Annotated in this window: 13 protein-coding genes; 7 read left to right on the top strand and 6 right to left on the bottom strand. The window is 61.6% G+C overall.

Going from position 1 to position 24448, the window contains the following annotated elements:
- Positions 1-2: 2 nt before the first annotated feature.
- The 4 genes from MSG32_RS03155 to MSG32_RS03140 all read right to left on the bottom strand — a co-directional run bounded on the left by MSG32_RS03155 (position 3) and on the right by MSG32_RS03140 (position 3742).
- Positions 3-665, bottom strand: a complete 663-nt coding sequence (locus MSG32_RS03155) for an ABC transporter ATP-binding protein (protein WP_248377564.1) — start codon at positions 663-665, stop codon at positions 3-5.
- The gene (locus MSG32_RS03150) at positions 662-1474 is read right to left on the bottom strand and encodes an ABC transporter permease (RefSeq protein WP_248377562.1); all 813 of its coding nucleotides are present in this window, start codon (positions 1472-1474) and stop codon (positions 662-664) included. Before MSG32_RS03150 ends, MSG32_RS03155 begins: the two co-directional genes overlap by 4 nt.
- A 2-nt stretch (positions 1475-1476) precedes the next feature.
- Positions 1477-3192 (bottom strand): polysaccharide biosynthesis/export family protein, encoded by a 1716-nt coding sequence (locus tag MSG32_RS03145; RefSeq protein ID WP_131432308.1) that lies wholly within the window; start codon positions 3190-3192, stop codon positions 1477-1479.
- A gap of 190 nt (positions 3193-3382) precedes the next feature.
- Entirely contained in the window at positions 3383-3742 is a 360-nt protein-coding gene (locus MSG32_RS03140; RefSeq protein WP_248377560.1) for a DVU3141 family protein, read from the bottom strand.
- Between the two features lie 536 nt (positions 3743-4278).
- Between MSG32_RS03140 and MSG32_RS03135 the strand changes: the two genes are divergently transcribed.
- The 7 genes from MSG32_RS03135 (at position 4279) to MSG32_RS03105 (ending at position 21688) form a co-directional block, all read left to right on the top strand.
- Positions 4279-4458 carry a hypothetical protein gene (locus MSG32_RS03135; RefSeq protein ID WP_248377558.1) on the top strand — a complete coding sequence of 60 codons (180 nt, stop codon included), beginning with the start codon at positions 4279-4281 and terminating at the stop codon, positions 4456-4458.
- Between the two features lie 344 nt (positions 4459-4802).
- Positions 4803-7169, top strand: coding sequence for a capsular polysaccharide biosynthesis protein (locus MSG32_RS03130; protein ID WP_248377556.1), 2367 nt, complete (start codon positions 4803-4805; stop codon positions 7167-7169).
- Positions 7170-7313: 144 nt separating this feature from the next.
- Positions 7314-8642, top strand: a complete 1329-nt coding sequence (locus MSG32_RS03125) for a capsular biosynthesis protein (protein WP_248377555.1) — start codon at positions 7314-7316, stop codon at positions 8640-8642.
- A 132-nt stretch (positions 8643-8774) separates the two neighbouring features.
- A complete protein-coding gene (locus MSG32_RS03120) occupies positions 8775-9659 on the top strand; it encodes an SDR family NAD(P)-dependent oxidoreductase (protein ID WP_248377553.1) in 885 nt (294 codons plus the stop codon).
- Between the two features lie 385 nt (positions 9660-10044).
- Positions 10045-11766 carry an LTA synthase family protein gene (locus tag MSG32_RS03115; protein ID WP_248377551.1) on the top strand — a complete coding sequence of 574 codons (1722 nt, stop codon included), beginning with the start codon at positions 10045-10047 and terminating at the stop codon, positions 11764-11766.
- Positions 11763-20042: a type I polyketide synthase gene (locus MSG32_RS03110; protein ID WP_248377549.1), complete on the top strand. Its 8280-nt coding sequence runs from the start codon at positions 11763-11765 to the stop codon at positions 20040-20042. Before MSG32_RS03115 ends, MSG32_RS03110 begins: the two co-directional genes overlap by 4 nt.
- Before the next feature lie 311 nt (positions 20043-20353).
- The gene (locus MSG32_RS03105) at positions 20354-21688 is read left to right on the top strand and encodes an aminotransferase class I/II-fold pyridoxal phosphate-dependent enzyme (protein WP_248378411.1); all 1335 of its coding nucleotides are present in this window, start codon (positions 20354-20356) and stop codon (positions 21686-21688) included.
- A gap of 144 nt (positions 21689-21832) precedes the next feature.
- Here MSG32_RS03105 and MSG32_RS03100 read toward each other — a convergent pair whose 3' ends face one another.
- On the bottom strand, positions 21833-22483 hold the full coding sequence (locus MSG32_RS03100) for a DsbA family oxidoreductase (RefSeq protein WP_248377547.1): 651 nt from the start codon (positions 22481-22483) through the stop codon (positions 21833-21835).
- Between the two features lie 225 nt (positions 22484-22708).
- Positions 22709-24046 (bottom strand): O-antigen ligase family protein, encoded by a 1338-nt coding sequence (locus MSG32_RS03095; RefSeq protein WP_248377545.1) that lies wholly within the window; start codon positions 24044-24046, stop codon positions 22709-22711.
- Between the last annotated feature and the right edge of the window lie 402 nt (positions 24047-24448).

Here is a 24448-nt window from a genome sequence, read left to right as displayed (position 1 = left end):
TATTAACCCTTGCTATCAGAATGATAATGAGAGATTGCATCATGGATATCGTTATACCATAAAGCTTCACCGTTCTTTAAATAGATCCCTGCTTGACAAAGATCCTTAAGAATACCTTCACTGTGTGAAACAATAATAAGACTTGCGGTATTAACTCTATCTTTAAAAGCTTTACTAGCCTTTGCTCTGAATGCTCTATCACCTACAGCAGTTGCTTCATCTGACAGATAGACATCAAACTCAAACGCCAAAGAAAGCCCAAAAGCCAAGCGCGCCTTCATACCCGACGAATAAGTTTTAACTGGCTCATCGAATGCTGGCCCTATCTCTGCAAATGCTTCGACGTTATTAATAAGGTCGTTTACCCTTCCATGATTTCCATGAATTCGTGCAACGAACTTGACATTTTGTCGACCGGTCATCGAGCCTTGGAAGCCCCCTCCAAGTCCAATCGGCCAAGAAACTCGTGTACGTCTTATAACCTCGCCTCTTTCTGGACGATCCATGTCTGCAATAAGACGAAGAAGTGTTGACTTCCCTGCTCCATTCTTACCAACCAGACCAACACTGACTCCTGTTGGGATTAAGAGATTGACATTGTTGAGTACCCAATCACTACCGTGATGGTTATGGTAGCGCTTGTAAAGATTACGAATTTCTATCATTGAGCTCGCAACCTCCAAGAGAAACGGATGTGAAGTAATAAGCCGAGGGTCATCATGCCCAGGGCCCAGATCCAAAGATACATCAAATTAATAGACTCTAAAGTGTGGTAGCCAGAGAAAAATGCTTTTCTAAATTCTTCGACACCATGCACAATAGGATTCCATATAACATAAACTTGATATTCATGGGGTATCAAATTGATTGGAAAAATAACACCGGATATTAGAAGTAATGGAAAACCAGTGATCTTAAGTAGCTTTCCTATTTCTGGTATTAATTCACTCACAACTGACACAAGAATACCTATACTAGCGCCTAACGTCCAAAGTGATAGCCAGCTCCATATTGCCCACAAGGGATCATATGGGATTAATTCAAGGCCCAGTAGGCTACCTACCAACACGAACAAAATTAATATAAGGGTTTTAATCATGCCTTCTAAATAACAGCGAACAAAGACTGGATCAATAGGCTTAACCTGCCTATAGGTGAATAACCCTTTATTAGCATCAACCGCACCGATGGATCGCATCATGTTTTCACGGAACAGAAAAAATGCCAACAATCCAGTTATCATCCATGGAACAAATTCGGCACCAGATATCCTGTGTCCTCCCGCCAATAAGGCGCGTATGCCAACCATGATGGCAATGACAGCAATAGGCTCAAACAGCATCCAGAACCATGCCATTCGATCCGCCATGGTACGAGCGACTGCTTCACGCATGAATAATGCATGCCAGACACTCCACGTCACACGTAGAGGGTTACGAGTGACTTTGGGCGAAGACGGAGTAGTCGTTTCCATAATCAGAGATCTATAGCGACTTTGGTAGCAACGGCTACCTGATAGAGAATCTGCGTGATACTGGTGGCCAGTTGCAGGTTCTTGGTCGGCGGTTCCGGCAGTACCAGAATCTGATCACCCGAGCGCAGCTCAACCTCCTCGGCGCGACGCACGGCGCCGTTCTGGCGCACGACCAGAATCTGGTCTTCATCCGCGTGCTGCGTGAAGCCACCGGCGCTGTTGATGTAGTCCATCACCGTCATGCCCTGGGTGTAGACCATGGCCTGAGGCACCACGACTTCGCCGCTGATCAGCAGGGAATCGCTGATTTCCGGAATGGTGATGACATCGCCATCCTGCAGGCGTACATCGGCGATGTTGCCGTCTTCACGTGCCACGACCAGTCGCCCGGTCGGCTCTTCCTTCTTCGCTTGCTCGACGAACTTCTCGATCATCTCGGCTTCCTGGACACGAAGCTCGGATTCTTCAGTGGTCGAGGAAGACGCGCCGAGATAGGTGGCCTGAAGACGCTTGAGACTGTCCTGCAGTGCCTGCGCCTGCTGTTCCTTGACGCTCTCACGGCGAATGGAAACGCTCTGGTAATCGGTCAGCCCTTTCGGTACTCCGACGGCATTGAGCAATTCCCCCAGGTGGGCATCGCGCGGCAGTGCATAACGTGACGGGCCATAGAAGCTGCCTTCCAGCTGCACGACGATGGTCTCGTCACGCTGGTCGGCACTGAACAGCACTTCATCCCCTGCACGCACATCAGCGCCGCGAAATTCCGTCACCGGCAGATAGCGCGAGATGGGGCCGTCGGGACGTGAGCCACGCAGCAGCACGTGAGAGACACCTGACTTGAGGCGCGCCAGGTTCAGGACGTCTTCGCCACTCAGACGCGAGTCGGTGAGCTCATAGCGGTAATCACGCTCGACATCCCCCACCACGCTGATCGCCGGGCCACGCTCCTCGACGACGACGGTATCGCCATCGCGGAACTGCGGACGAGCGATCTCGCCGTTGATCAGGAAGTCATACAGATCGACCGTATTGATGACGCGGCCATTGCGCTTGATCTTGATCTTGCGGTAGCTGCCCAGTGCCTGGTCGATGCCGCCGGCCTGATCGAGGAAATACAGCATGGAATCATTCGGGGTACCGGCGTAGCGGCCCGGATTCTTGACATACCCGGTGACGAAGACACCCACCGGCTGCACGCCCTGCAGGTTGGTGTAGACGCTGACGTTCTCGGGATACACCTCTTGAATGGCGCTGCGTACCTTGCCATCCAGCTGGGCATTGGTGGTGCCCTGCACCTTCACCGGACCGATGCCCGGCAGGAAGATGTTGCCCTGCGCATCGACAGGCAGCACGGACTCCATCTCGACCCCACCCCATACACGCAGAGTGATCTGGTCACCCGGCTTGATGGTGTAGCTGCTGTTGAGGCCATCGGCCATCATGCCGCGGAAACCACCGGTAAAGAGGTTTTCGCCGAACGGCGGCAGGGAATCAGGGTCGGTCTGCGCACGGGAGGTCAGCGGCCCGTAGGTTCCGCTGCGCCAGTCGGCACGCGCCTTGTCTTCTACACTATCCGTCTTTTGCGGGATGCTGGAGGCCTGGTCATTGCTGGACAGGATGGAACCACTGTCCAGGCCGGCTGCCATGGCAGGGCTGGCGTTCAGGCACGCTACCGCCACCAGGCACCCGGCCCGGAGCAAGAATCTGGAAATCGTCATCGGGCTAGGCCCCTCATAGTGCAAAGAAAATCGTGCAAAAAATAGAGCAGTGTCGGTCAGGAATGACAGCGTCGGCCATGCCAGCCTGCTTCCTGCAATCGTCGTTTAACGCCAAGCCAGGTGCGGTCCTTTCAGCGAGTAGGTGCCGAAAAGTTGCTGAGAACTTGCCGAGAAGTTATCGAGAAACTCCTCAGCGGGCCTCTTCCAGCAGGCCGGTCACCAACCGCTGGGTCACCCAGGTGCCTTCACCGGCCTTGCCGTCATTGCTGGTCCGGCACGCCAGCTCCTTGCTGGGCAGATCACGCTGATTGGAGACCGTCAGCTCACGACAGATACGTCCGCTGGCCGCGAAGTAGCGCTCATGGGCGACCACTTCGACATTGCTACCCCAGGGGCTGGTCGGCACGGCAATCACGCTGCCGGGGGCGCCGCTGTCGAGAAAGGACGAGACATCTGCCGGCAGCGCCGCCGCACCGGTCAGGTTGGCCAAATTGGTGCTGCCGGCACCGGTGGATTCCGGATAGGTGGTTGCGCATCCCGAAATAGCCAAAGCAAGTCCTGCTGCACAGGCCAAGCGAAGGATACGAACTGAAGCCTGACGATAAAATTTCTGGTTCATGAAAGTGTCCTGATACTGCAAAGGGCCGCATACGCTAGTAGAACCGGGTTCCACACTGTTCGCTGTGCGGCAAGAAGGTTCATACGCCTCAAAATAAGCATGGCTGCAAGCAGCAACCGATTCATGTGGAGAAGTCCCACCTAAGGTACTGATATTGCCTGTACGCCCGGAGACTGGAGTTTCTGATGGTGCGCATGCCTTCCAGCTCTGCAATGAAATTGACTTGAGGTTGACACGCCGCTGGGTCGCTTCGATGACGCACCCCTGTCCCATTGCTGTTGATGAATCGGCAACTAGCACGGCGAGGTGCTAACAACCCACGCCGAGCACCTTGCCTTGAAAGGAGCCAAGCCAAGTGGCTTTCTCTTGAGCGACTTTGAAGAGGAAGGCGACACCCATGGGCTATGTAAGCAGTCAGCAGGTGTCGATATAGAGGACGAAGCCGAACAGCAAGCAGGAAGACAGCCATGGCCAAAGCGTTCCCGAAAGGTGCAAATGCATTGATGCCCAGCAGAATCAACGACACGGCAGCGGCCATCATCAGCCACTCCGCCGGCCAACGATTCCAGACAAGCCCTGCCAACACTCCTACCGTCACCACCAGGGTGACAAAAGCATCCATGTGCTGCGCGATTTCCATCTACTAGCGTTCCCTTGGCATCCTGCCGCTTCTTACTGGTCAAGCCCTGCGCTTCACGTTCACATGAAGCTCGAGCATTAATGAAAATGCATCGCAGAGCGTGGCACTTTAGCAGTAAAGCTATTACTGCTGAAGCATGCAGTGAAAAAGCTGACAAACAAAATAAAGCACAGGTTAATCATTTGCCTGCTACCAATATCGCGAGCAAAGACTTGATTGAATTCGTTCGTCACTTTGCGTACTTTCCCTATTTGCGGACTCTGAGTCAACGGTCTCACACGACACTCTCACCTGGCGTACTGAGCATCACGAGTAAGCAGTCACTTTTCTTATCTGAAACGGACACCCTGCATGCTGAAGGCGGCAATGAACCAAGGATGGGGGCTTATCATGCGTGCTCTGCCCTGCGCCTCTCACGCTCGGCACGGATCAGCAGATGTGACGCATGACGCGACCTCTGGGGCATCACTCTGTTTTTCTTCTGGTATTTTTCGTCAGCCTCTTCTTGCCTGCTTCATTCCCGAGTTGCTGCCACTGACAAGAGGGCGTACACCCCTTTCATGTCAGAACAATGACAACTCGCTCACCTTCAAGAATTTATCTTTCGCTGCCAGGCGACGTGCCCCGACAGGCACACTGAGCAAAAAAAATGTAGGAAAAGAACAACATCCATCAGCGAGCGAGGCTGATTCTTTGCCAGAACTCGGGGCATCGAAAGGGATAAATACTGCGCCAGAATTCGTGGGCCAGAAATCCTCGACAAACATCATGCGTGTCGTCGGTTGGGGACATAAACCCACGGCGAAACGTGCGCGCCAATATGCGCTTGAACATGGATTGCCCTACGTCGCATTGGAGGATGGTTTCCTGCGCTCTCTGACCCTGGCAAGCGCCGGTTACCCTGGCATGGCGATGGTGGTCGATCACCAAGGCATCTATTACGATGCGCGCCAACCGAGCGATCTCGAGCAACTGATCAATGAGGCGCCGACGCGTCAGGCAGAGGCATTGCTGGCGCGCGCGCGCGCGGCTCTCGAAAGCCTGCGCATGCATCGCTTGAGCAAGTACAACCATGCACCAGAGCGCAAGCTGCCTGCCCGAAACCCTTGCATGCAGCGACTTCTCATCGTGGATCAGACCGCCGAGGATGCGTCTGTCGTGGGCGGCATGGCCAGCCCGGAGACTTTCCTTGCCATGCTGAGGGAGGCCTGCGACATCGAGGGAGCCGAGGTGTGGGTCAAGGTGCATCCGGATGTGATCGCCGGCAAGAAACGCGGCTATCTGCTGGAAGAGGCACGCAAGCTTGGCTGCACGCTGCTGAGTGACGACATCAACCCCTGGTGCCTGTTCGAACAGGTCGATGGCGTCCATGTCGTGACCAGCCAGCTTGGGTTCGAGGCCCTGATGGCAGGCCTGCCGGTGACCTGCCACGGCATGCCGTTCTATGCCGGCTGGGGCCTGACGGATGATCGCCAGCAATGTCCGCGCCGAGGCCAGTCACGCACGCTTGAGCAGGTGTTTGCCGCGGCCTATCTCGAATACAGCCGCTATGCCAATCCCTATACCCAGCAGGTCGCGACGCTCGAAGAGATCATCCAGCTGCTTGCAGACCAGAAGCGAATGGCTACCAGACTGGCAGGTCACTGGCAGGGGCTCGAGTTTTCTGGCTGGAAGCAGAAGTTCATCGGTTATTTCCTTGGCCCCTGGTCTCAGCTGCGTTTCGAGAAGAAGCCTGAACGCGCGCTGCAACGTCTTTCTCCGCAGGACACCGGCTCGCCCCCACAGAGAATATTGAGCTGGGCTGGCCGTACGCCGCCGGAGCGCCAGGCGCAGGTGAGGAAGGCAGGCGGTGAACTCTGGATGATGGAAGATGGCTTTCTGCGCTCAGTCGGCCTGGGTGTCGACCTCACCCGCCCCCTGTCTCTGGTGGTTGACGACAAGGCCATGCACTTCGATGCCAGTCGAGCCAGCACGCTAGAGGAATGGCTGGAGCATCATGAGCCGAGTGATGCAGAGCTGGCCCGTGCACGCCGACTGAGAGAGCGCATCATTTCGCTGGGGTTGAGCAAGTACAACTCTCAGGATGACGCGTTGCCCGACTTGCGAGAGCTTGCTCAGGATCGGGAGATTGTCCTCGTGGTGGGCCAGGTGGAATCGGACGCCTCCATCCGCCATGCCTGCCTCGGCATTCGTACCAACCAGGCTTTGCTTGAGGCGGCGCGAGAATTGCATCCTGAAGCTTACGTGATCTACAAACCGCATCCTGACGTTGTATCAGGAGGCCGCGTGGGAGAAGTGTCGCAAACGCCCGGCACCTATGACCTGGAGCTTTCAAAAGGCAATATCAGCGATCTGTTCACACAGATCGACCGCCTGCATACGCTGTGCTCGTTGGCCGGCTTTGAAGCCCTGATACGAGGAGTGCCCGTCACGACCCATGGCCTGCCCTTCTATGCCGGTTGGGGGTTGACCGATGACCAGATCGACTGTCCAAGACGGACGCGCACCTTGAGCGTGGATGCCCTTGTCGCTGGTGCGCTGATCGAATATCCGATCTACGTGGATCCCGATCGGGGGGACTTATGCAATGCCGAAACAGTCGTCACGATACTTGAACGCCAACGAAGCATGCTCAGGAATGGCACCATGCGACTTTCATTACCCTGGAAAACCCGGCTATATCGCGGCTATCGAGCATTGTTCATCGGGAAGCACTGACTCATGGAACATGGACGTCTGACACCAACCCTCAGCCTCACGCCACCAACCGGTGCCGACATACCTGTCAGCGCAAGGCTTGGCCAGGCGTTGGAGCGGATCATGGGCGATGGCGCTCTTGCAAAGCTGTCTGATGATGCCGTCTTGACGCCCCCGCTGAATCAGCCTTCAGCCCCCCTCATCAGCGATGGCTGGGCAGCATCGAAGGCACCCGATATCCAGCTGCGCCCCCGTGAGGGGGGACGCCGGCGCGTCTTCATGTTGCTGCAGGGGGTGTGCTCGCCCTTCTTCCTGCAGCTGGCGAAAAAGCTCAAGCAGGATGGCCATGAGGTCATCAAGGTCAACTTCAACAGCGGCGACAGCTTCTACTGGCGCCACGACAAGGCGTATGCCTATCGCGGCAAGCTCGAGGACCTCGGGGACTGGATCGCCGAACTCTGGCGCAAGCATCACGTCACCGATCAGGTATTGTTCGGCGACCGACGCCCGGTACATCGTGATGCCGTGCTCAAGGCCGAATATCTCGGCATCCGTACCCACGTGTTCGAGGAGGGCTACTTCCGCCCTTACTGGGTGACGCTGGAGCGCGAAGGCGTCAATGGCCATTCCCTGCTGCCACGCGACCCTGACTGGTTCCGTGAGGCAGGCAGACACCTCGAAGATGCCCCCACGCCGCAGCGTTTCAAGGCGCCTTTCAGCGAACGTGCGCGCCACGACATCACCTATCACCTGGCGGGCGCGGCCAATCCGCTGCTGTTCCCGCGCTATCGCCCGCACAGCATTCACGCCGTGCAGGAATACGCGGGCTATGCGACACGACTGCCCTTGATGCGCTGGTACAAGCGGCGTGACGCCAAGCGTATCGATCAGCTGATGGGCAGTGGCGCGCCCTACTACATGCTGCCGCTGCAGCTGAATACCGATGCCCAGATACGCCACCACTCGCGCTTCGCCAACATGCAGGAAGTCATTCAGCGGGTGATGAAGAGCTTCGCCCTCAATGCGCCACGCGGTGCACGCCTGGTGATCAAGAACCATCCCCTCGACATGGGTCTGGTGGATTACCCCGGGCTGATTCGCTCATTGGAGCGCCGCTACGACCTGATCGGGCGTATCGTCTATCTGGAGAGCGGCAATCTGGAGAAGCTGCTGCAGCAGGCCAAGGGCATGATCACGGTCAACAGCACGACCGGCAACGTGGCGCTGCAGTATCGCTGCCCGACCTTCTGCATGGGCGACCCGATCTTCAACTTGCCGGGCCTGACCTTCCAGGGTTCGCTGCATGATTTCTGGACCCAGGGCCAGCGACCCGACACCACGCTCTTCCGACATTTCCGCAATACGGTGATTCATACCGTGCAGCTCAATGGCGGCTTCTACTGCAAGCCGGGCATGCAACTCGCCGTGTTGGGCGCCTCCAAGATACTCTGCGCCGAACGCTCGCCGCTGGAGAACATGCTGAGCCGCTGCTGAACATGCAAAAAGACTGCTGGATTACGCAACAACGGTGAGACACGCCAATGATGGCAGCCTCTCTCACCCGACCATAACGAGAAACGCAAGGGAACTGCCGACCTTCGGTGTCGGGATTCAAGGAGACCAAAGATGACGGCCATGCCCCCCCAGCAGCCAGAGCCTACCGACGCTGAACGCGCCGCTGGCACTCACCGAACGGATAGCCGACCTGCAGAGAGCGACGCCAGTGCGAAAGCCGCGCAGGATGCCAGCCGCCTGCGGCGCGTCCTGATCACCGGTGCCACAGGCGAGATAGGCGGCGCCCTGGCACGCGCCTACGCCGAGACGGGCACCACGCTGATCCTCACCGGCCGCAAGCAGCGCAAGCTCGATGCGATCGCCAACGACTGCCGCAAGCTGGGTGCCGAGGTGGAATGCACAGTACTCAACCTGTGTGATGAAGAGACCCTGTTCACCTGGCTGGATGAAGTCTGCGCGCGCGGCGTGCCGGATATCGCCATCGCCAATGCCGGCATGAACACCGATATCGGCCCCCAGGGCAACGGAGAGCGCTGGGAGGATTCACGCCGCCTGCTGCAGACCAACGTGATCGGCACGCTGGGCATGGCCCACCATCTGGCCATGGCGATGAAGCAGCGCGGCAGTGGTCAGCTGGTACTGCTCAGCTCCCTCGCGGCCTGGCATGGACTGGCATTGACGCCCAGCTACAGCGGCAGCAAGGCGGCGGTCAAGGCATATGGCGAAGGCCTGCGCAGCTGGCTCAAACCCCATGGCGTGGGTGTCACCGTCGTCATGCCCGGCTATGTCACCTCGCCGATGTGCGAGGCCATGCCAGGGCCCAAGCCCTTCGAGATGCCACCCGAGAAGGCCGCACGCCGGATCCTCAAGGGTGCAGCGCGTAACCGGGCGCGTATCAGCTTTCCCTTCCCGCTCAACTTCGGGTGCTGGTGGTTGAGTGTCCTGCCCGCCGGAATCTCCCAGCGCCTGCTCGGGTGGTTCAATTACACTCATTGATCGGGGCTTGCGTCTTCGTGAACCGTGAACCTAAGCCGTGGGCCGGGCCGCCATGCGCAGCAGGCAATGACTCAGCGTTTTTCCATTGTCATGACAATGAGTTAGCGTAATACCCCAGTACCTGCTACTGGAGTACATCGTGCAGGATCGATGGGAAAGGCAGTGGCGGGAACGCCATAGCGGCAGTTGAACACGCTGGAACGATCAGGATCTGGACACCAGAGCGCCTGAAAATACTGCGGCGAGGGGCCGACTTGTCACTCCCCTCGTCGCCATGGATCTTGATCAGGGTCGAGTACTCGACCGGACACTACACAGCCCCTGCGACGGCAGAGGCTAACGAGGTCGGCATTACATGGAGTTTGTCATTGCGTTTGTGTCTTTCATGGCCGGGCCACTGCTGGTCGGCCTCGGGCTGACGCTGGGGCTTGAGCATCTGCTGCTGAAACAGATGACGACACCGCCAGCCGCATTCTGGCGTCGCCCCGTCAGCGCCCGGCTGGCACATGTCGGGTACTGGTGCGCCAGCTGGTCAATGTGCACCTTGATCACCCAGCGGCCCTGGTTCTCGCTGATCGTCGTCAATGCGCTGTGGCTGGTGGTGCTGCAGGTCAGCCACACCAAGTACGTGTCGCTGCGCGAACCCTTCCTCAGCCAGGACTTCGAGTACTTCACCGACGCCATCAAGCACCCGCGCCTGTACATCCCCTTCTTCGGCATCGGGCTGACCATCGCCGCGACCACGGCCGGGGCGCTGGCGATCGGTCTGGGGCTCTGGCTCGAGCCCGCACTGGGCTTCTCCGCCGCCTACTCAGGCAACGCCGCTCTATGGCTGGTGCCGTTGATCAGCGTTCTGCTCGGCGCGAGCGTCTTGACCTACGCTCTGGGCAACCGTCTGGCCAGCAAGGTGATGCTGGTCCCCGAGTTCGACCTCAGCGAGCTGGGCATGGTGGCCTACCTGCTGGCCTATGCGCGGCTGTCGCGTCGCCCGCTGACGCCGCTGCGCAATCCGTTGGAGGAGGCACAGCGCGAGCTCGACGCCACCTTGCGCGAACTCGATGATGGGGACGCCCCCAAGACACTGCCCCATGTGGTCAGCGTGCAGAGCGAATCCTTCTTCGATGCCCGCCGCGTCTATCCCCGGGTACGTGACGACCTGCTGCCGAACCTGGACCGCTGCCACTTCACCGCCCTGGCCCAGGGCCTGCCGTGTGGCCGTCTGGCCGTGCCGGCCTGGGGCGCCAATACCGTGCGCACCGAAACCGCCTTTCTGACGGGGCTGACCGCCGAAGAGCTCGGCGTGCACCAGTTCAACCCTTACCATCAGCTGGCGCGTCGCGCCGTGCCCAATCTGGCCGCCAGCTACAAGGCAATGGGCTATCGCACGCTGTGCATCCATCCCTATCCCGGTACCTTCTATCTGCGCAATCAGGTGCTGAAACAGCTCGGTTTCGATGAATTCCTCGACATCGCCCACTTCAGTGATGCCGACAAGAGCGGCCAGTACATCAGCGATGCCGCCGTGGCCGCCAAGGTGGAAGACTGCCTGCTGGAAGCCGGCGACACGCCGTTGTTCATCCAGGTGATCACCATGGAGAATCACGGCCCGCTGCATCTGGAAACCTTCGACAGCGCACGTCTGGCGGAGTGGTACGACGGAGACCTGCCGGAGAACTGTCAGGAGCTTGGCATCTATCTGCGTCATCTGGTGAATGCCGACGCGATGATCGATCAGCTCACCACCGCGCTGGCGCGACTGCCGCGCGGCGGGCTGCTGTGTTTCTATGGAGACCATGTGCCGATCATGCCCGAGGTCTATACGACCCTGGGCGAGCCCAATGGCGTGACCGACAGCTTCATCTGGTCCAGCGCCCTGCCGGAGTCCGACGACACCGCCCGCCAGACCATGGCGGCCGTGCGCGACAAGGACCCGCAGCTGATGGAGTGGGCCCTCGACTGCGAAGGGCCTTTCAAGACTGACGAGCAATGCCGCAAGGGCGACCCGCGCGTCATCAATATCGATACATTAGGAAGTGCGCTGCTGAAGGCGACCGCGAAACATGCTCGCCACAGTGCCGTGACTCAGAAGTTCAGGAGCTTGTCATGACCCGACGCGTTGCCATCATCGGCGCAGCCAGCCGTTTCCCCGGCACCACTCAGGCCACCCTGTGGGACGACCTCCTGGCCGGCAAGGACATGGTGACCGAAGTCGCCGACGACCGCTGGAGCAAGGAATCTCTCTCGCACCCGGACAAGAAAGTCCCGGGCATGAGCTACAGCTTCGCCGCAGGTTCACTGGGCGACATCACGGGCTTTGATCCCGCCTTCTTCGGCATCAGCCCGCGCGAAGCCGCCAGCATGGACCCTCAGCAACGCATGCTGCTGGAGATGAGCTGGGAAGCCATCGAGCACGCCGGCATCCCGGCCGAGAAGATGCGCGGCTCACGCTGTGGTGTCTTCATGGGTATCGCGAGCCTGGATTATTCCTATCGCATGGCGGATGACCTCAGCGCCATCGGCCCGAATACCGCGACCGGCAATACCTCCAGCGTGGCCTCCAACCGCCTGTCGTATGCCTTCGACCTGCATGGCCCGAGCCTGTCGCTGGATACCGCCTGCTCTTCTTCAATGGTCGCCTTCCATCAGGCCTGCCAGTCGATCAGAAGCGGCGAGACCGACATGGCGCTGACCGGCGGCATCAGTCTGCACCTGCATCCCTACGGCTTCCTGATCTTCTCCAAGGCCACGATGCTGTCGAAGACCGGCCGCTGTCAGGTATTCGATGAGGCCGGTGACGGCTACGCGCGCTCCGAAGGCGGCGGCGTCTTCCTGCTCAAGGATCTCGATCAGGCCATCGCCGATGGCGATCGCATTCTCGCCGTGGTGGCCTCTTCCGTGGTCAATACCGATGGCTACAAGTCCGGCCTGACCGTGCCCAACCCGGCGGCGCAGATCCAGTTGATGGAACAGGCCTGCGAGCAGGCCGGCATCAGCCCGGACGAGATCGACTACCTCGAGGCCCACGGTACCGGCACCGCAGTCGGTGACCCGCTGGAAACCCGCGCCATCGGTGCCGCCATCGGCCAGAAGCGCTCCAACCCGCTGCCGATCGGCTCGATCAAGAGCAACATGGGTCACCTGGAAACCGCCTCTGGCGTGGCAGGCCTGGCCAAGGCACTCGGCGTGATCGCGCACCGTGAAGTGCCCGCGACGATCAAGATCCAGCGCTTGAATCCGAAGATTCGTACCGACGAGTGGAATCTGGATATCGTCACCCAGCCGCGCAAGCTCAAGGCGGACGGCCGTCTGGTCGTCGGGGTCAACTCCTTCGGCTTCGGTGGCGCCAATGCCCACGTGCTGCTGGAAAGTGCCCCCGAGCAGTCTGTAGCGCAACCGCACACTGAAGGTGAACAGACGCCGCCGCTGCGCCTGAGCGCCCGTTCCCCGCAGGCGCTCAAGCAATCCGCGCTGGAGTTGGCAACGCACCTGCGTGAGCTGGCCGCCCACGACATGGCGCCAAGCCTCTACGATCTCGCCTGGCAGCTGGCCGCCCGCCGCGAGCACCATGTGCATGGCGCCCTGCTCAGCGCAGACACCTTCACCACCCTGCTTGAGGATCTCGACACCCTCGGCAGCGAAGGGGATCTCGGTGACCATCCGCGCATCACCCTGGCGGACCGTCTGCCGGCATTGCCCAGCGCCAGCGACAATGGTGCATCGCCACGCCATGGCGCAAACGCCGTCAGCAGCGTGCAGCAGGAGCGCGGCCCGGTGTTCGTATATTCCGGCAATGGCTGCCAGTGGGCCGGCATGGGCCGTGCCCTGCTGGAAGAATCCGCCAGCGTGCGCGCCTGTCTTGAACGCCTCGATGTCGCCTTCCGCGACTTCAATGGCTTCGAGCTGCTCAAGGAGCTGGACGGCAGCCTGAGCGAGAAAGGCGAGAACCGCCTGGACGCCACCGAGATCGCCCAGCCGACGCTGTTCGCGTTGCAGGTCGCGGTCACCGAGTGGCTGATCGAGCGCGGTATCCGCCCCGCTGCCGTCACCGGCCACAGTGTCGGCGAAGTCGCTGCCGCCTGGGCCAGTGGCGCGCTGACGCTCGAACAGGCCACCCGCGTCATCTTCCAACGCAGCTACCACCAAGGGCGCACCCGTGGCACCGGCGCGATGATGGCCGTCGGTCTCGGCGAGTGCGAGATGCGTGAGTGGCTGGAGCAGCCGCAATGGGCGTCGCTGTCGCTGGCCGGCATCAATGGCCCACGCGGCACCACCCTGGCCGGCGAGCGTGAGCTGCTGGAAGCGCTGAGCAAGGAGCTCTCCGCCCAGGGCACCTTCGCGCGGGTGCTGGGGCTGGATTACGCCTTCCACAGCCCAGCGATGGACCCGATCAAGCCCGGCCTGCTCGAATCCCTCGACGGCCTGACGCCCCGCGCCACCCATACCCCGTTCATCTCCACCGTGACCGGCAGCGTCATTGCCGGCGAGCAGCTGGATGCACGCTACTGGTGGGAGAACATCCGTCAACCGGTCATGTTCGAGGCCGCCGTCACCTCGCTGGTCAACTGGCACTCCGACGCGGAAGAGAACGCTGCCCTCGGCCGCCATCGCCTGCTGGTCGAGATCGGCGCGCACCCGATCCTGCGCAGCTACCTGAACGACATCCTCAAGGCGCGCAGTGACGAGGCGCCCGCCGGCCAGGTGCTCGCCAGTCTCGACCGTCGCCATGCTGGGCTAGATGCCCTGGAGCATCTGCGCGGTCGCGTGCTGCTTTCCGGCGCCGTCGACATCACCGGCCTGTTCCCGGTCGCCGGTCAGTTCGTCGAGCTGCCAAGCTACCCGTGGCAACGCATCCCGTGCTGGATCCAGACCACCAGCGAAAGCCAGCGTCTGCTGGATCGTCATTACGTACATCCGCTGCTCGGCTATCGTCTCGCCCAGCAGCGTCTGACCTGGGAAGCCCAGCTCGACACCCAGAAGGTCGCGTGGCTGGCCGATCACCAGGTCGGCGAGAGTGCCGTCTTCCCGGGGGCCGGCTATCTGGAGCAATGCCTGGCCGCCGCCCACGAATGGCAGGCCGCCAGCGCCGATGCGGGCAGCCTGCCCGACGTGCTGGATCTGGAAGACTTCGAGATTCGCGCCCCGCTGCTGCTCGATGACAGCACGCTGCGTCTGACCCGCCTGTCGCTGGACAGCGCCAATGGCGCCATGCGTCTGGAGAGTCGTGAGACACGCGCGGAAGATGCCGACAAGTGGAATCTGCACGCCGTGGCGCGCGCCTTCACCGCCACACGTGGACGCCTGCTGGAGCGAGCCGCCCCGATCATGCCGACTCGCGCCGCCGATTTCGGGCGCGATGAGCACGTGGCGGCTGCCGCGCAACTCGGCCTGCATTACGGCCCGCATTTCCGCGCCGCCGAGCAGATCTGGGTCGATGCGGGCGCCGATCATCACACACCGGGCACTGCGCGTCCGCAGGTGCTGGCCCGTTTCTCGCTGACCGAGGAAATGGCCAGCCAGGATGCCGACTTCCACCTGCACCCCGGCGTGCTCGACAGCGCCTTCCAGCTGTTCATTCCGCTGTTGGGCGTGCTCAAGGGCCAGATGGCGGCCAGCAATGGCATGGCCTTCGTGCCGGTGCGTGTCGGTCGCCTGCAGGTGCGTGAGCAGGTACGTGCCTCGCAGATCGTCACCGCGCGTGTCGTGCTGCGCTCGCGTGGCCCGCACTCCCTGTGTGCCGACTTCGAGCTGTTCGATGCCGAAGGCCGCGCCGTGGCCGTGGCCGAAGAGGCCCGCTTCCGCGCCGTACGCCTGGGACGTGATGGCACGGCGCATCTGGATTACCTGGATATCGAACTGACTGCCGCCCCGCACCCGCGCACTCAGCCGTCCGCGCCGGCGCTGGATCTCGCAGGCCTGGTGAATGACGCCATGCAGGCCACAGAGGCTGCCGATGACGGTGAGGATGGTGATGCGAATGTTGGTGAGAGTGTTGGCGAAAATGTTGCTGAGAGCGACGCGGCCGCCAGCGCACAGACGCTGCTGGCCGACAGCCAATGCTTCCGCGATGAGCTGGAGCCGCTGCTCGACAGCCTGATGCTCGCCAGCGTCCACGAGACCCTGCTGCGTCACGCCGCGCCGGGCGACCCGGAGCTGGCCCATCTCGATCACGAGGCGCTGTCGCGCTGGCAGCGCCGTTGTCCGCTGTTCAGCCGTGCCCTGCTCGACTGGGCCGAGTCACAAGGTCTGACGGAAGCACTCGACAGCGGCGACTGGCAGATCAACTCGCTGGACCTGCCCGCCGCCAATGACATCTGGCAGCTGCTGGTACGCGACTACCCGGGCCAGTTCCCGTTGACGCATGCCGCCGGACGCCTGCACCTGCATCTGGATGAATGGCTCAATCGCGGCATGCCGTTGTACGGCGCTCATTCAGAAGGGCTTTCGTTGGGTGGCACTCAGTCAGCAGGGACTCAGACAGAAGGGGCTCAGCTGGACGGCACCGCTGATGAAGTGGTGGCAGACCGCGAGGCGCTGCTCTCGACGGACGCCAGTGCCGCACTGGAGCATCTGCGCCAGCCGCTAATCCCGACGCTGCTCAAGACGGCGGTCGGCAATGCCGGCTGGCAGTGGTTGAGCGCACAGCTCGATCAACGCATCAGCAGCGCGCTTGCCGCCCTGCCTGCCGGCCAGCGCCTCGATGTGCTGGAGCTGGGTGCCGGCGGCCCCTGGCTGGGCCAGCGTCTCGCGACACTGCGCGAGGCGGATGCACGCAACGGTCGCTACGCGGCGCTGGATTACCGCTTCGTGGCGGCCAGTGCCGGCGCCCTCAGTGAAGCCAATCGCCTGCAGGATGACCTGCCGCTGATCGACGTGATCGCGGGCGAGGACTTCCAGGACACCGCCACGACCCACAAGACGCAGCTCGCCATCGTGCATCTGGACTTCGAGGCACCGTCACAGGCGCGCGAGCTGCTGACGGCGCTGATCGCCCGTCTGGCCCCCGGCGCGCAGCTGCTGCTGTGTGGCTGTGAACCGGCGGCCTGGGCCGGGCCGATTCTAGCCCTCGATGATGGTGAGCAGCTGCGCAGCCATCCGGGCATCGTGCAATGGCAGCGTCTCTTGACCCAGCTGGGCCTCGACATCGAGTCACCAGCGCCTGCCAGCGATAGCCTGGCCAGCGATCACCTGGGTACTGAAACTTCAGGCGCCTGGTGGCTGTCCGCGACGCTTGCCGCTCAGGCACCGCTTGCGGCTCTTGCGAATACCGCTGAAGACCAGACGGCGGCAGGTGAATCAATCGAGAGTGAATCAGTGGCAAGCTTAGCCTCAGAAAGCCAGGCTGCCACGCTCTCCATCGCGTTGCTGGATTGCCCGCAGGCACCGGCGGAACAGGCACTGCTGACGCGCTTGAGCGACTCACTGACCGCGCGTGGTCATCAGGTCAGCCATCAGCGCCTGTCAGCCACTCTTCCAGCCAACGTCTCCGCATTGATCGAGCAGCTTGGCGACGTTGATCACCTGATCGCGCTGCCCAGCGCTGCGGCGACAGCTGAGCAGAATGATACGGGCAGCACCAACGCCCTCCAGTGCGCACGCCAACAGCTACTGACGCAAGTCGCCCAGGCCTTTGACAGCGCCCAGGAGCAGGACGACAGCCGCGTGGCCCCGACCCTGTGGGTGCTGACACATGACGTGGCGACGCTATGGCAGACAGATGGCGCCCCCGCAGCGACTCCTCCGGCGGATGCGGCCAGCTGGGGCTTTGCGCGCAGTCTGGCCAACGAGAGCCAGTCGCTGGCCATTCGCCTGCTGGATACGCCGACGCTGGAGCACGATGCCGCCTGCATGCCGGCCTTGATGGACGCGCTGGTGCAGGAACTCGAAGCGCCGGACCACGAACAGGAAGTGGTGCTGGATGCCACTGGCGCGCGCTTCGCGACACGTCTGCGTCAGGTAGCAGCGCCTCAGCAGGCCATTGGTGGCGAGAGCTCCCTCTCGCAGATCTCAGGCTCGCAGACCTCAGGCGCTCAGCGACACGGCGTCAGCCTCGGCTTCAGCCAGCCCGGTCAATTGCGCAATCTGGAATGGCAGCCACGCATTCTGCCCGCCGTGGCAGCCGGCGAAGTCGAGGTGCGTGTCGAGGCAACCGGTCTCAACTTCCGCGATGTCATGTACACCCTCGGCCTGCTGTCGGATGAAGCCATCGAACACGGCTTCTCCGGCCCGAGCCTGGGACTCGAGTTCTCCGGCATCGTCACTCAGGCCGGCGCCAATGCCGAATTCAAGGTTGGCGAGCGCGTGGTCGGCTTCGGCCCGGCCAGCTTCTCCGACCGCCTGGTGATCGCCGACACGGCGCTGGCCCATGTGCCCCACGGCGTCAGTCTGGAAGCTGCGGCGACCATCCCGACCACCTTCTTCACCGTCTACTACGCGCTCAAGCATCTGGCGCGGTTGGAAGAAGGCGAGAAGGTACTGATTCACGGCGCCGCCGGCGGCGTGGGCATCGCGGCATTGCAGATCGCCGAGTGGCTGGGCGCCGAGGTGTTCGCCACCGTCGGCTCGCCAGCCAAGCGCGACTTCCTGGCGCTGATGGGCATCGACAACGTCTATGACTCGCGCAGCCATGGCTTCGCCGAGGATATCCTGGCCGATCTCGCCGCACGTCAGCAGCGTGATCCGTCTGTCGATGCGCGCGGTGTCGATGTGGTGCTCAACTCGCTGGCCGGTGAAGCCATCGCCCAGAATCTGCGCGTGCTCAAGCCGTTCGGACGCTTCTGTGAGCTGGGCAAGCGCGACTTCTACGAGAACACCCCGATGGGGCTGCGCCCGTTCCGCAATAACCTCAGCTACTTCGGGATCGATTCCGATCAGCTGATGAAGGAATGCCCGGGCCTGACCACGCGTCTGTTCCGCGAGATGATGGCGCTGTTCGAGGACGGCACCCTGGCGCCGCTGCCCTACACCACCTTCGATGCCAGTCAGGTGGTCGAGGCCTTCCGCTACATGCAGCAGGCCCGCCAGATCGGCAAGGTCGTCGTCACTCAGCGCGTCGCCGAACACGCCGCTGAACAGACAAGTGCGGGGGCGGGTGCAAGTGCAGTGTCCACTCAGCGCGACGCATTAGCGGCCAATCAAAAGACACTGACGATCGACCCGGCTGGCAGCTATCTGGTCACCGGCGGTCTGGGCGGCTTTGGCCTGCGCAGCGCCGAGTGGCTGGCCGCGATGGGCGCGCGTGAGCTGGTCCTGCTCGGGCGCTCCGGCGCGGCCAGTGAGGAAGCGCAGCAAGGTGTCGCGCGACTCGAGGCCCAGGGCGTGAACGTACATGCGCTGGCCTGTGATGTCGCCGATGACGCCGCGTTATCAAAGGTGTTCGCACGCTTCGGCAAGTCCGCTGATGGCGATGGTATCGCCCCGCTCAAGGGCATCATCCATGCCGCTGCGGTGATCGATGATGCGCTGATTCGCCATCTCGATGCCGAGCGCATCCAGCGCGTGATGACGCCGAAACTGGAAGGTGCGCGCCTGCTGGATCGCCTGAGTGCCGAGCATGCGCTGGACTTCTTCGTGCTCTACTCCTCGGCCACCACCCTGTTCGGCAACCCGGGACAGAGCGTCTACGTGGCGGCCAACCACTGGCTGGAAGGGCTCGCCGCCCACCGTCGTGCACGTGGCCTGCCCGCCACCTGCGCACGCTGGGGCGCGATCGAGGATGCCGGCTTCCTGGCACGCAACGAGAAGACCCGTGAAGCACTCAAGAATCGCCTCGGCGGCGATGCACTGATGGCAGACCACGCGCTGGCCTGTCTCGGCGAAATGATCAGTGCGGATCAGCAGGCCCAGGCACTCGGCCTGCCGGGTCGCTCGCTGGGCGTGCTGGAACTGGACTGGGGCGCGCTTGCACGCTTCCTGCCGACCGCCGCCACGCCGCGCTTCGAGGAAATCGCCCGCCGCGCCGGTGAGGATGACAACAGCCAGGCGCAGCAGGATGATATCGCCGCGGCACTGGCGGGATTGAGCGGCGAAGCGTTGCAGACCGCCATCGTCGAGATTCTCAAGGGCGAGCTGAGCAAGATTCTGTTGATCGACGCCAGCGCCATCGACGTCAACAAGAGCGTCTACGACATGGGCTTCGACTCGCTGATGGGGGTCGAGCTGATGACGGCGGTCGAGGCACGCCTGGGGATCAGCATTCCGGTGATGATGATCAGTGAAGCCGCCACCCTGTGGCGACTCGCGGAGCGCCTGATGCACAAGATGGGCAATGCCGACGGCGAGGAAGCCGAAAGCAACTCCGAAGACCAGGCCATGGCGCAGCTGGTGAAGCAGCATGGCGGCGAGACGGCCACGCTGACAGAGCGGGGAGAGATGGTCAGCAAGTAGCCACCTCCACCCTGTGCCCAGCCCACGCCTTGATGCCGGATGGCAGGTGTGGGCTGGTGCCATGCGCCATCTTGGCGTAACGTCGACCCATTCGCGCAACGGTGACAGGCAGGCGGACATCGCCAGATCGGGCCCTGACAGCAGTCCCCGCTCTCGCCAAGGCCCATGCCTCGTCAGCGCACACGATCAGCTTGAAGATACCCGACGGGCGGAGAGCCAAGGCTCTTGCGCCCGTTTTTGGGTCAGCATCACATGTGTAAGGAACTCGACTCTTGGCAACCCGCAATTCCCCCGGTTCATCCGCCAGTGACATGAAGCAGCAACTGCTCGACAAGGCGCGTGCGCGCCGCACTCGCCCGGCCAATACGCAGTCGAATGATGAGGATATCTTCGCCCACAAGAGCGCATCACCGCTGGAGATCAGTGATGATTTCGTGCGCTTCGATCGCCAACCCGGCTATCAGCAACTCAGCATGATGCAGCAGGCCGGCGCCGCTTTTGGCGTGCCGGAGCCCTTCTTCCGCGTGCATGAAGGCTGTGCCGGTGCCACGACGCGTATCGAGGGGCGTGAGCTGGTCAACTTTGCCAGCTACAACTACCTCGACTACTCGCGTCATCCGGAAGTGGTCAAGGCCGCGGCGGACGCTGCCGCGCACTATGGCACTTCGGTGTCGGCCTCACGCGCGGTCTCCGGTGAGCGCCCGATCCACCAGCAGCTGGAAGCCGCCGTCGCGCGCACCTACGACGTCGAGGATGCGGTGGTCTTCGTCAGTGGTCACGCCACCAATGTCTCCACGCTGGGCTATCTGCTCGGGCCGAAGGACCTGATCCTGCATGACGAGTGGATCCACAACAGCTCGCTGGTCGGCGCCCAGCTGTCCGGCGCCCGCCGCATGCCCTTCGCGCACAATGACCCGGACGCGCTGGAAGCGCTGTTGCGTGCCCAGCGGGGCAAGTTCGAGCGCGTGCTGATCGTCACCGAAGGCCTCTACAGCATGGACGGCGACGTGCCGGACCTGCCGCGCCTGATCGCCCTCAAGCAGAAGTACCGCTGCTGGCTGATGGTCGACGAAGCCCACTCCTTCGGCGTGCTCGGCGAGCGCGGTCTCGGCCTGAGAGAGCATTACGACATCGCTGCGCGTGACGTCGATATCTGGATGGGCACGATGAGCAAGACGCTGTCCGGCTGCGGTGGCTATATCGCCGGCTGCAAGGAACTGGTCAGCATGCTGCGCTACTTCGCGCCGGGCTTCCTCTACTCGGTGGGCATGCCAGCGCAGGTCGCCGCCCCCTCGCTGAAGATTCTCGAACTGCTCCAGGGCGACGACGCCAGACAGCGCATCGCACGTTTGCACGATGTCTCCGGCTACTTCCTCAAGCGCGCCCGCGCACTGGGGCTCGATGTCGGCGACAGCCTGGGCGTTGCCGTCGTGCCGGTGATTCTGGGCAGCTCGCTGGTGGCCGCTCGCCTCTCCAACCAGCTTTTCGAGGCAGGCTTCAACGTCCAGCCCATCCTGCACCCCGCCGTGCCGGAGAAGAGCGCGCGACTGCGCTTCTTCCTGTCCTGCGAGCACACCGAAGCGCAGGTCGACGCCGTCCTCGACACGCTCATGCAGCAGCTGAGCAATATCAAGGCGGGGCTTTGACCAGAGCTGTGAGCCCAGTCTGACCGAGATTTCTCAACGCCTTGACGGCTGACACACCTCACAACGAAAAACGCGGCCCTGCTTTTCAGCGGGGCCGCGTTTTTGTCACGACAGGAGTCAGTGGCGGAGCCAGGCGTCAGTGGCTCAAGACTGCTCAGCCATCAGTTCGCTCAGCACCTGCTCGAACACTTCCTTGGGCTGAGCACCGCTCAGGGCACTGCGGCGGTTGAAGACGAAGGTCGGCACGCTGGAGATCCCCATCTGCTTCCAGTGGTTCTCATGCTGGACGACCTGCTCACGTGCCTCGGCGTCATCGAGCTGCGCGAGCCCTTCCGTGGCATCCAGTCCAACTGCTGCCAGCGAGTCCGCCATCACGGCGCGGTCCGACATATCCTTCTGCAGCGTGAAGAAGTCCGCGAAGAACTGCATCATCAGGTCATGCTGCATGCCTTGCTCGGCGGCGTACTCGAGCAGTACGTGCAGCTCGAAGGTATTGACCATGCGCATGTCGTCGAAGTAGTTGAAGACCAGCCCTTCCTCAGCGGCCAGGTTGGCGAGGTTCTGGCGCGCCTCGACACTGCCCTTGGGCGTGGTGCCGTACTTGCGTTCAGAGTGCGCGCGCAGATTCTCGCCATGGGCCGGCATGTCCGGGTTCAGCTCGAAGGGCTGCCATTCGATCTCGACCTTGTCTTCCAGGCCCAGTAACTGAATGGCGCTCTCGAGGCGCTTGTAGCCAATGATGCACCACGGGCACACCACATCGGAGACGATGTCGATCTTGAGCTTGTCTTGCATATCCATTCTCCTGAGCGGCAAGGCAATAGGCTTCACCGCTCGTCAATATTCGTGAGCGACTGCTCAAATTTGCGCGTACTGTAGACCCCGTGCGTGCTCAGGTCAAAGCCTCTCCAGAGTCTCGAATCGCCTGAGCGTCGAATCACCAGAGCGCCAAGGGCTGAATCTCAAGAGCGCTGAAAGCTGTCGCCTCTTCAGGTCTGACATTCCATGCAGACATCCCGATCAGCCATGCTTGGCTTGGGCTTTATCACAAGCGGCGGGCGGCGCTGACTCAAGGCGACGCTCATGGGCGCGCAACGTACCCCAGACGATCGCCAGCCAGTAGGCGTAGACCATCACGCCGCTGGCCTGGGAGAACATCACCCAGGTCATCCCGAAGTCGAGGAAGGTCAGCGGCAGCAGTACCCCGGCGACAGCCAGTGAGCGCAATGTCAGGTCGTCACTGTCCAGGCGACGATAGAAGAGGCGCAGCGGCACCAGATAGAGGGCCAGCAACGCAAGCAGCCCCAACAACCCGCGCTTGACCCACGCATCGAGAAACTCGTTATGGGGATGCTCATACGGCTGCACATGGCGGTTCAGCTCGCCCTGTTCGATCATCGCATCACGCGCCTCGGCATATCCTGTCTCGCCCCTGCCCAGCCACGGCTGCTCGGCAATCATCAGCACGGCGCCTCGCCACATCTCGAGACGCGCCCCCGCCGAGGTGCCGGCATTGCGGTCCTCCACGTACTTCGTGACATCCGAGACGCCGGCTTCGACACGTTGCTGGATACCGGTCGCCGGCGTCATCACCATCAAGGCGATCACCCCGGCACACATGAAGACGCCCAACCGCAACACACGCCGCGAGATCACCTCACCATAACTGCGATACAGCACCCAGGCGGCAAACGGGAAGCCGATCCAACCGCCGCGCGTCCCCGACATCAAGGAGCCGATGATGCCGAATGCGCCACCGATCAGAAGCGCCAGCAACCAATAGCGCCGTCGTGCTCCCGCCTGGCGCATCGCCCAACCAAGGCCTGCCAGACACATCAGCCCCATCAACATGCAGATATCGCCGAAGTTGATGGTATTGGTGAAGCCACCCGCACGATGCACACCCCACACCAGCTTCTGCCACATCGCCCAACTGCCGGTCAGCACACTGCCGAAGATCAACCCGCCCCACATGGCCCCGAGCGAGGGTGGGCACGACAACACCAGCACCAGCACCGGCACGGCCAGCAACAGACGAATCGGCACGCCTGTCGTCTGCCATGCATCCCCCTGCAGCAAGATGCTCACCAGCAACAGGGCCGCGAGGCCTGCCACCACGACGATCACTGCCAGGTCTTCCTTGTGGGCGGCCCCCAACAGCGCGCGCGGCTCTCGCAGCAAGCAATAGCCACTGATCAACACCAGCAACGCCGGTCCGAGGCTATAGCCAGAAGGCATCACCAGGCTGAGCAAGCCGAACAGGAAGACACTGCAGGAAACGGCGCGCGAGATCATAGGGGAAAAATACGGAGCAACTCCGGATGAATCCGAGCGCGCAGCAGAAGCGAATGGCGGCATACCTGGCCTTCCTGATCCAATGATGACGATGTGAACGGTGATACGGGCAACTCGGCCGAATTCGACAGAGAGTCATCGTGAGCTTGATGAGCGGGATAGCCTGACACAACTGCCCTCCTCCTTAGCATCAGGCGCGCAGCATGAAAGTCATCACCTGCTCCCTCTATCCCGTTCCCTGTGAGCCCGTACGAAAACGCCGCATCACGAGGATGCGGCGTTTTCGTTGGCAAGCCAGAACACAGTATCAATCGTTGCCGAACAGATCGCGGGTGTAGACCTTATCGACCACATCAGCGAGCTCTTCCGCCATGCGATTGCTCAGGATGACGTCCGCTTCCTGCTTGAACGCCTCGAGACGTTAAGCGAGCTGGGGGCCTGCTTACTGTCGCAAGATACTCGGCA

Source organism: Cobetia sp. 1CM21F (genome assembly GCF_023161745.1).
Taxonomy (GTDB): domain Bacteria; phylum Pseudomonadota; class Gammaproteobacteria; order Pseudomonadales; family Halomonadaceae; genus Cobetia; species Cobetia amphilecti.
Note: the sequence above shows the minus strand (reverse complement) of the source record. Positions and strands in the feature narration are given on the sequence as shown.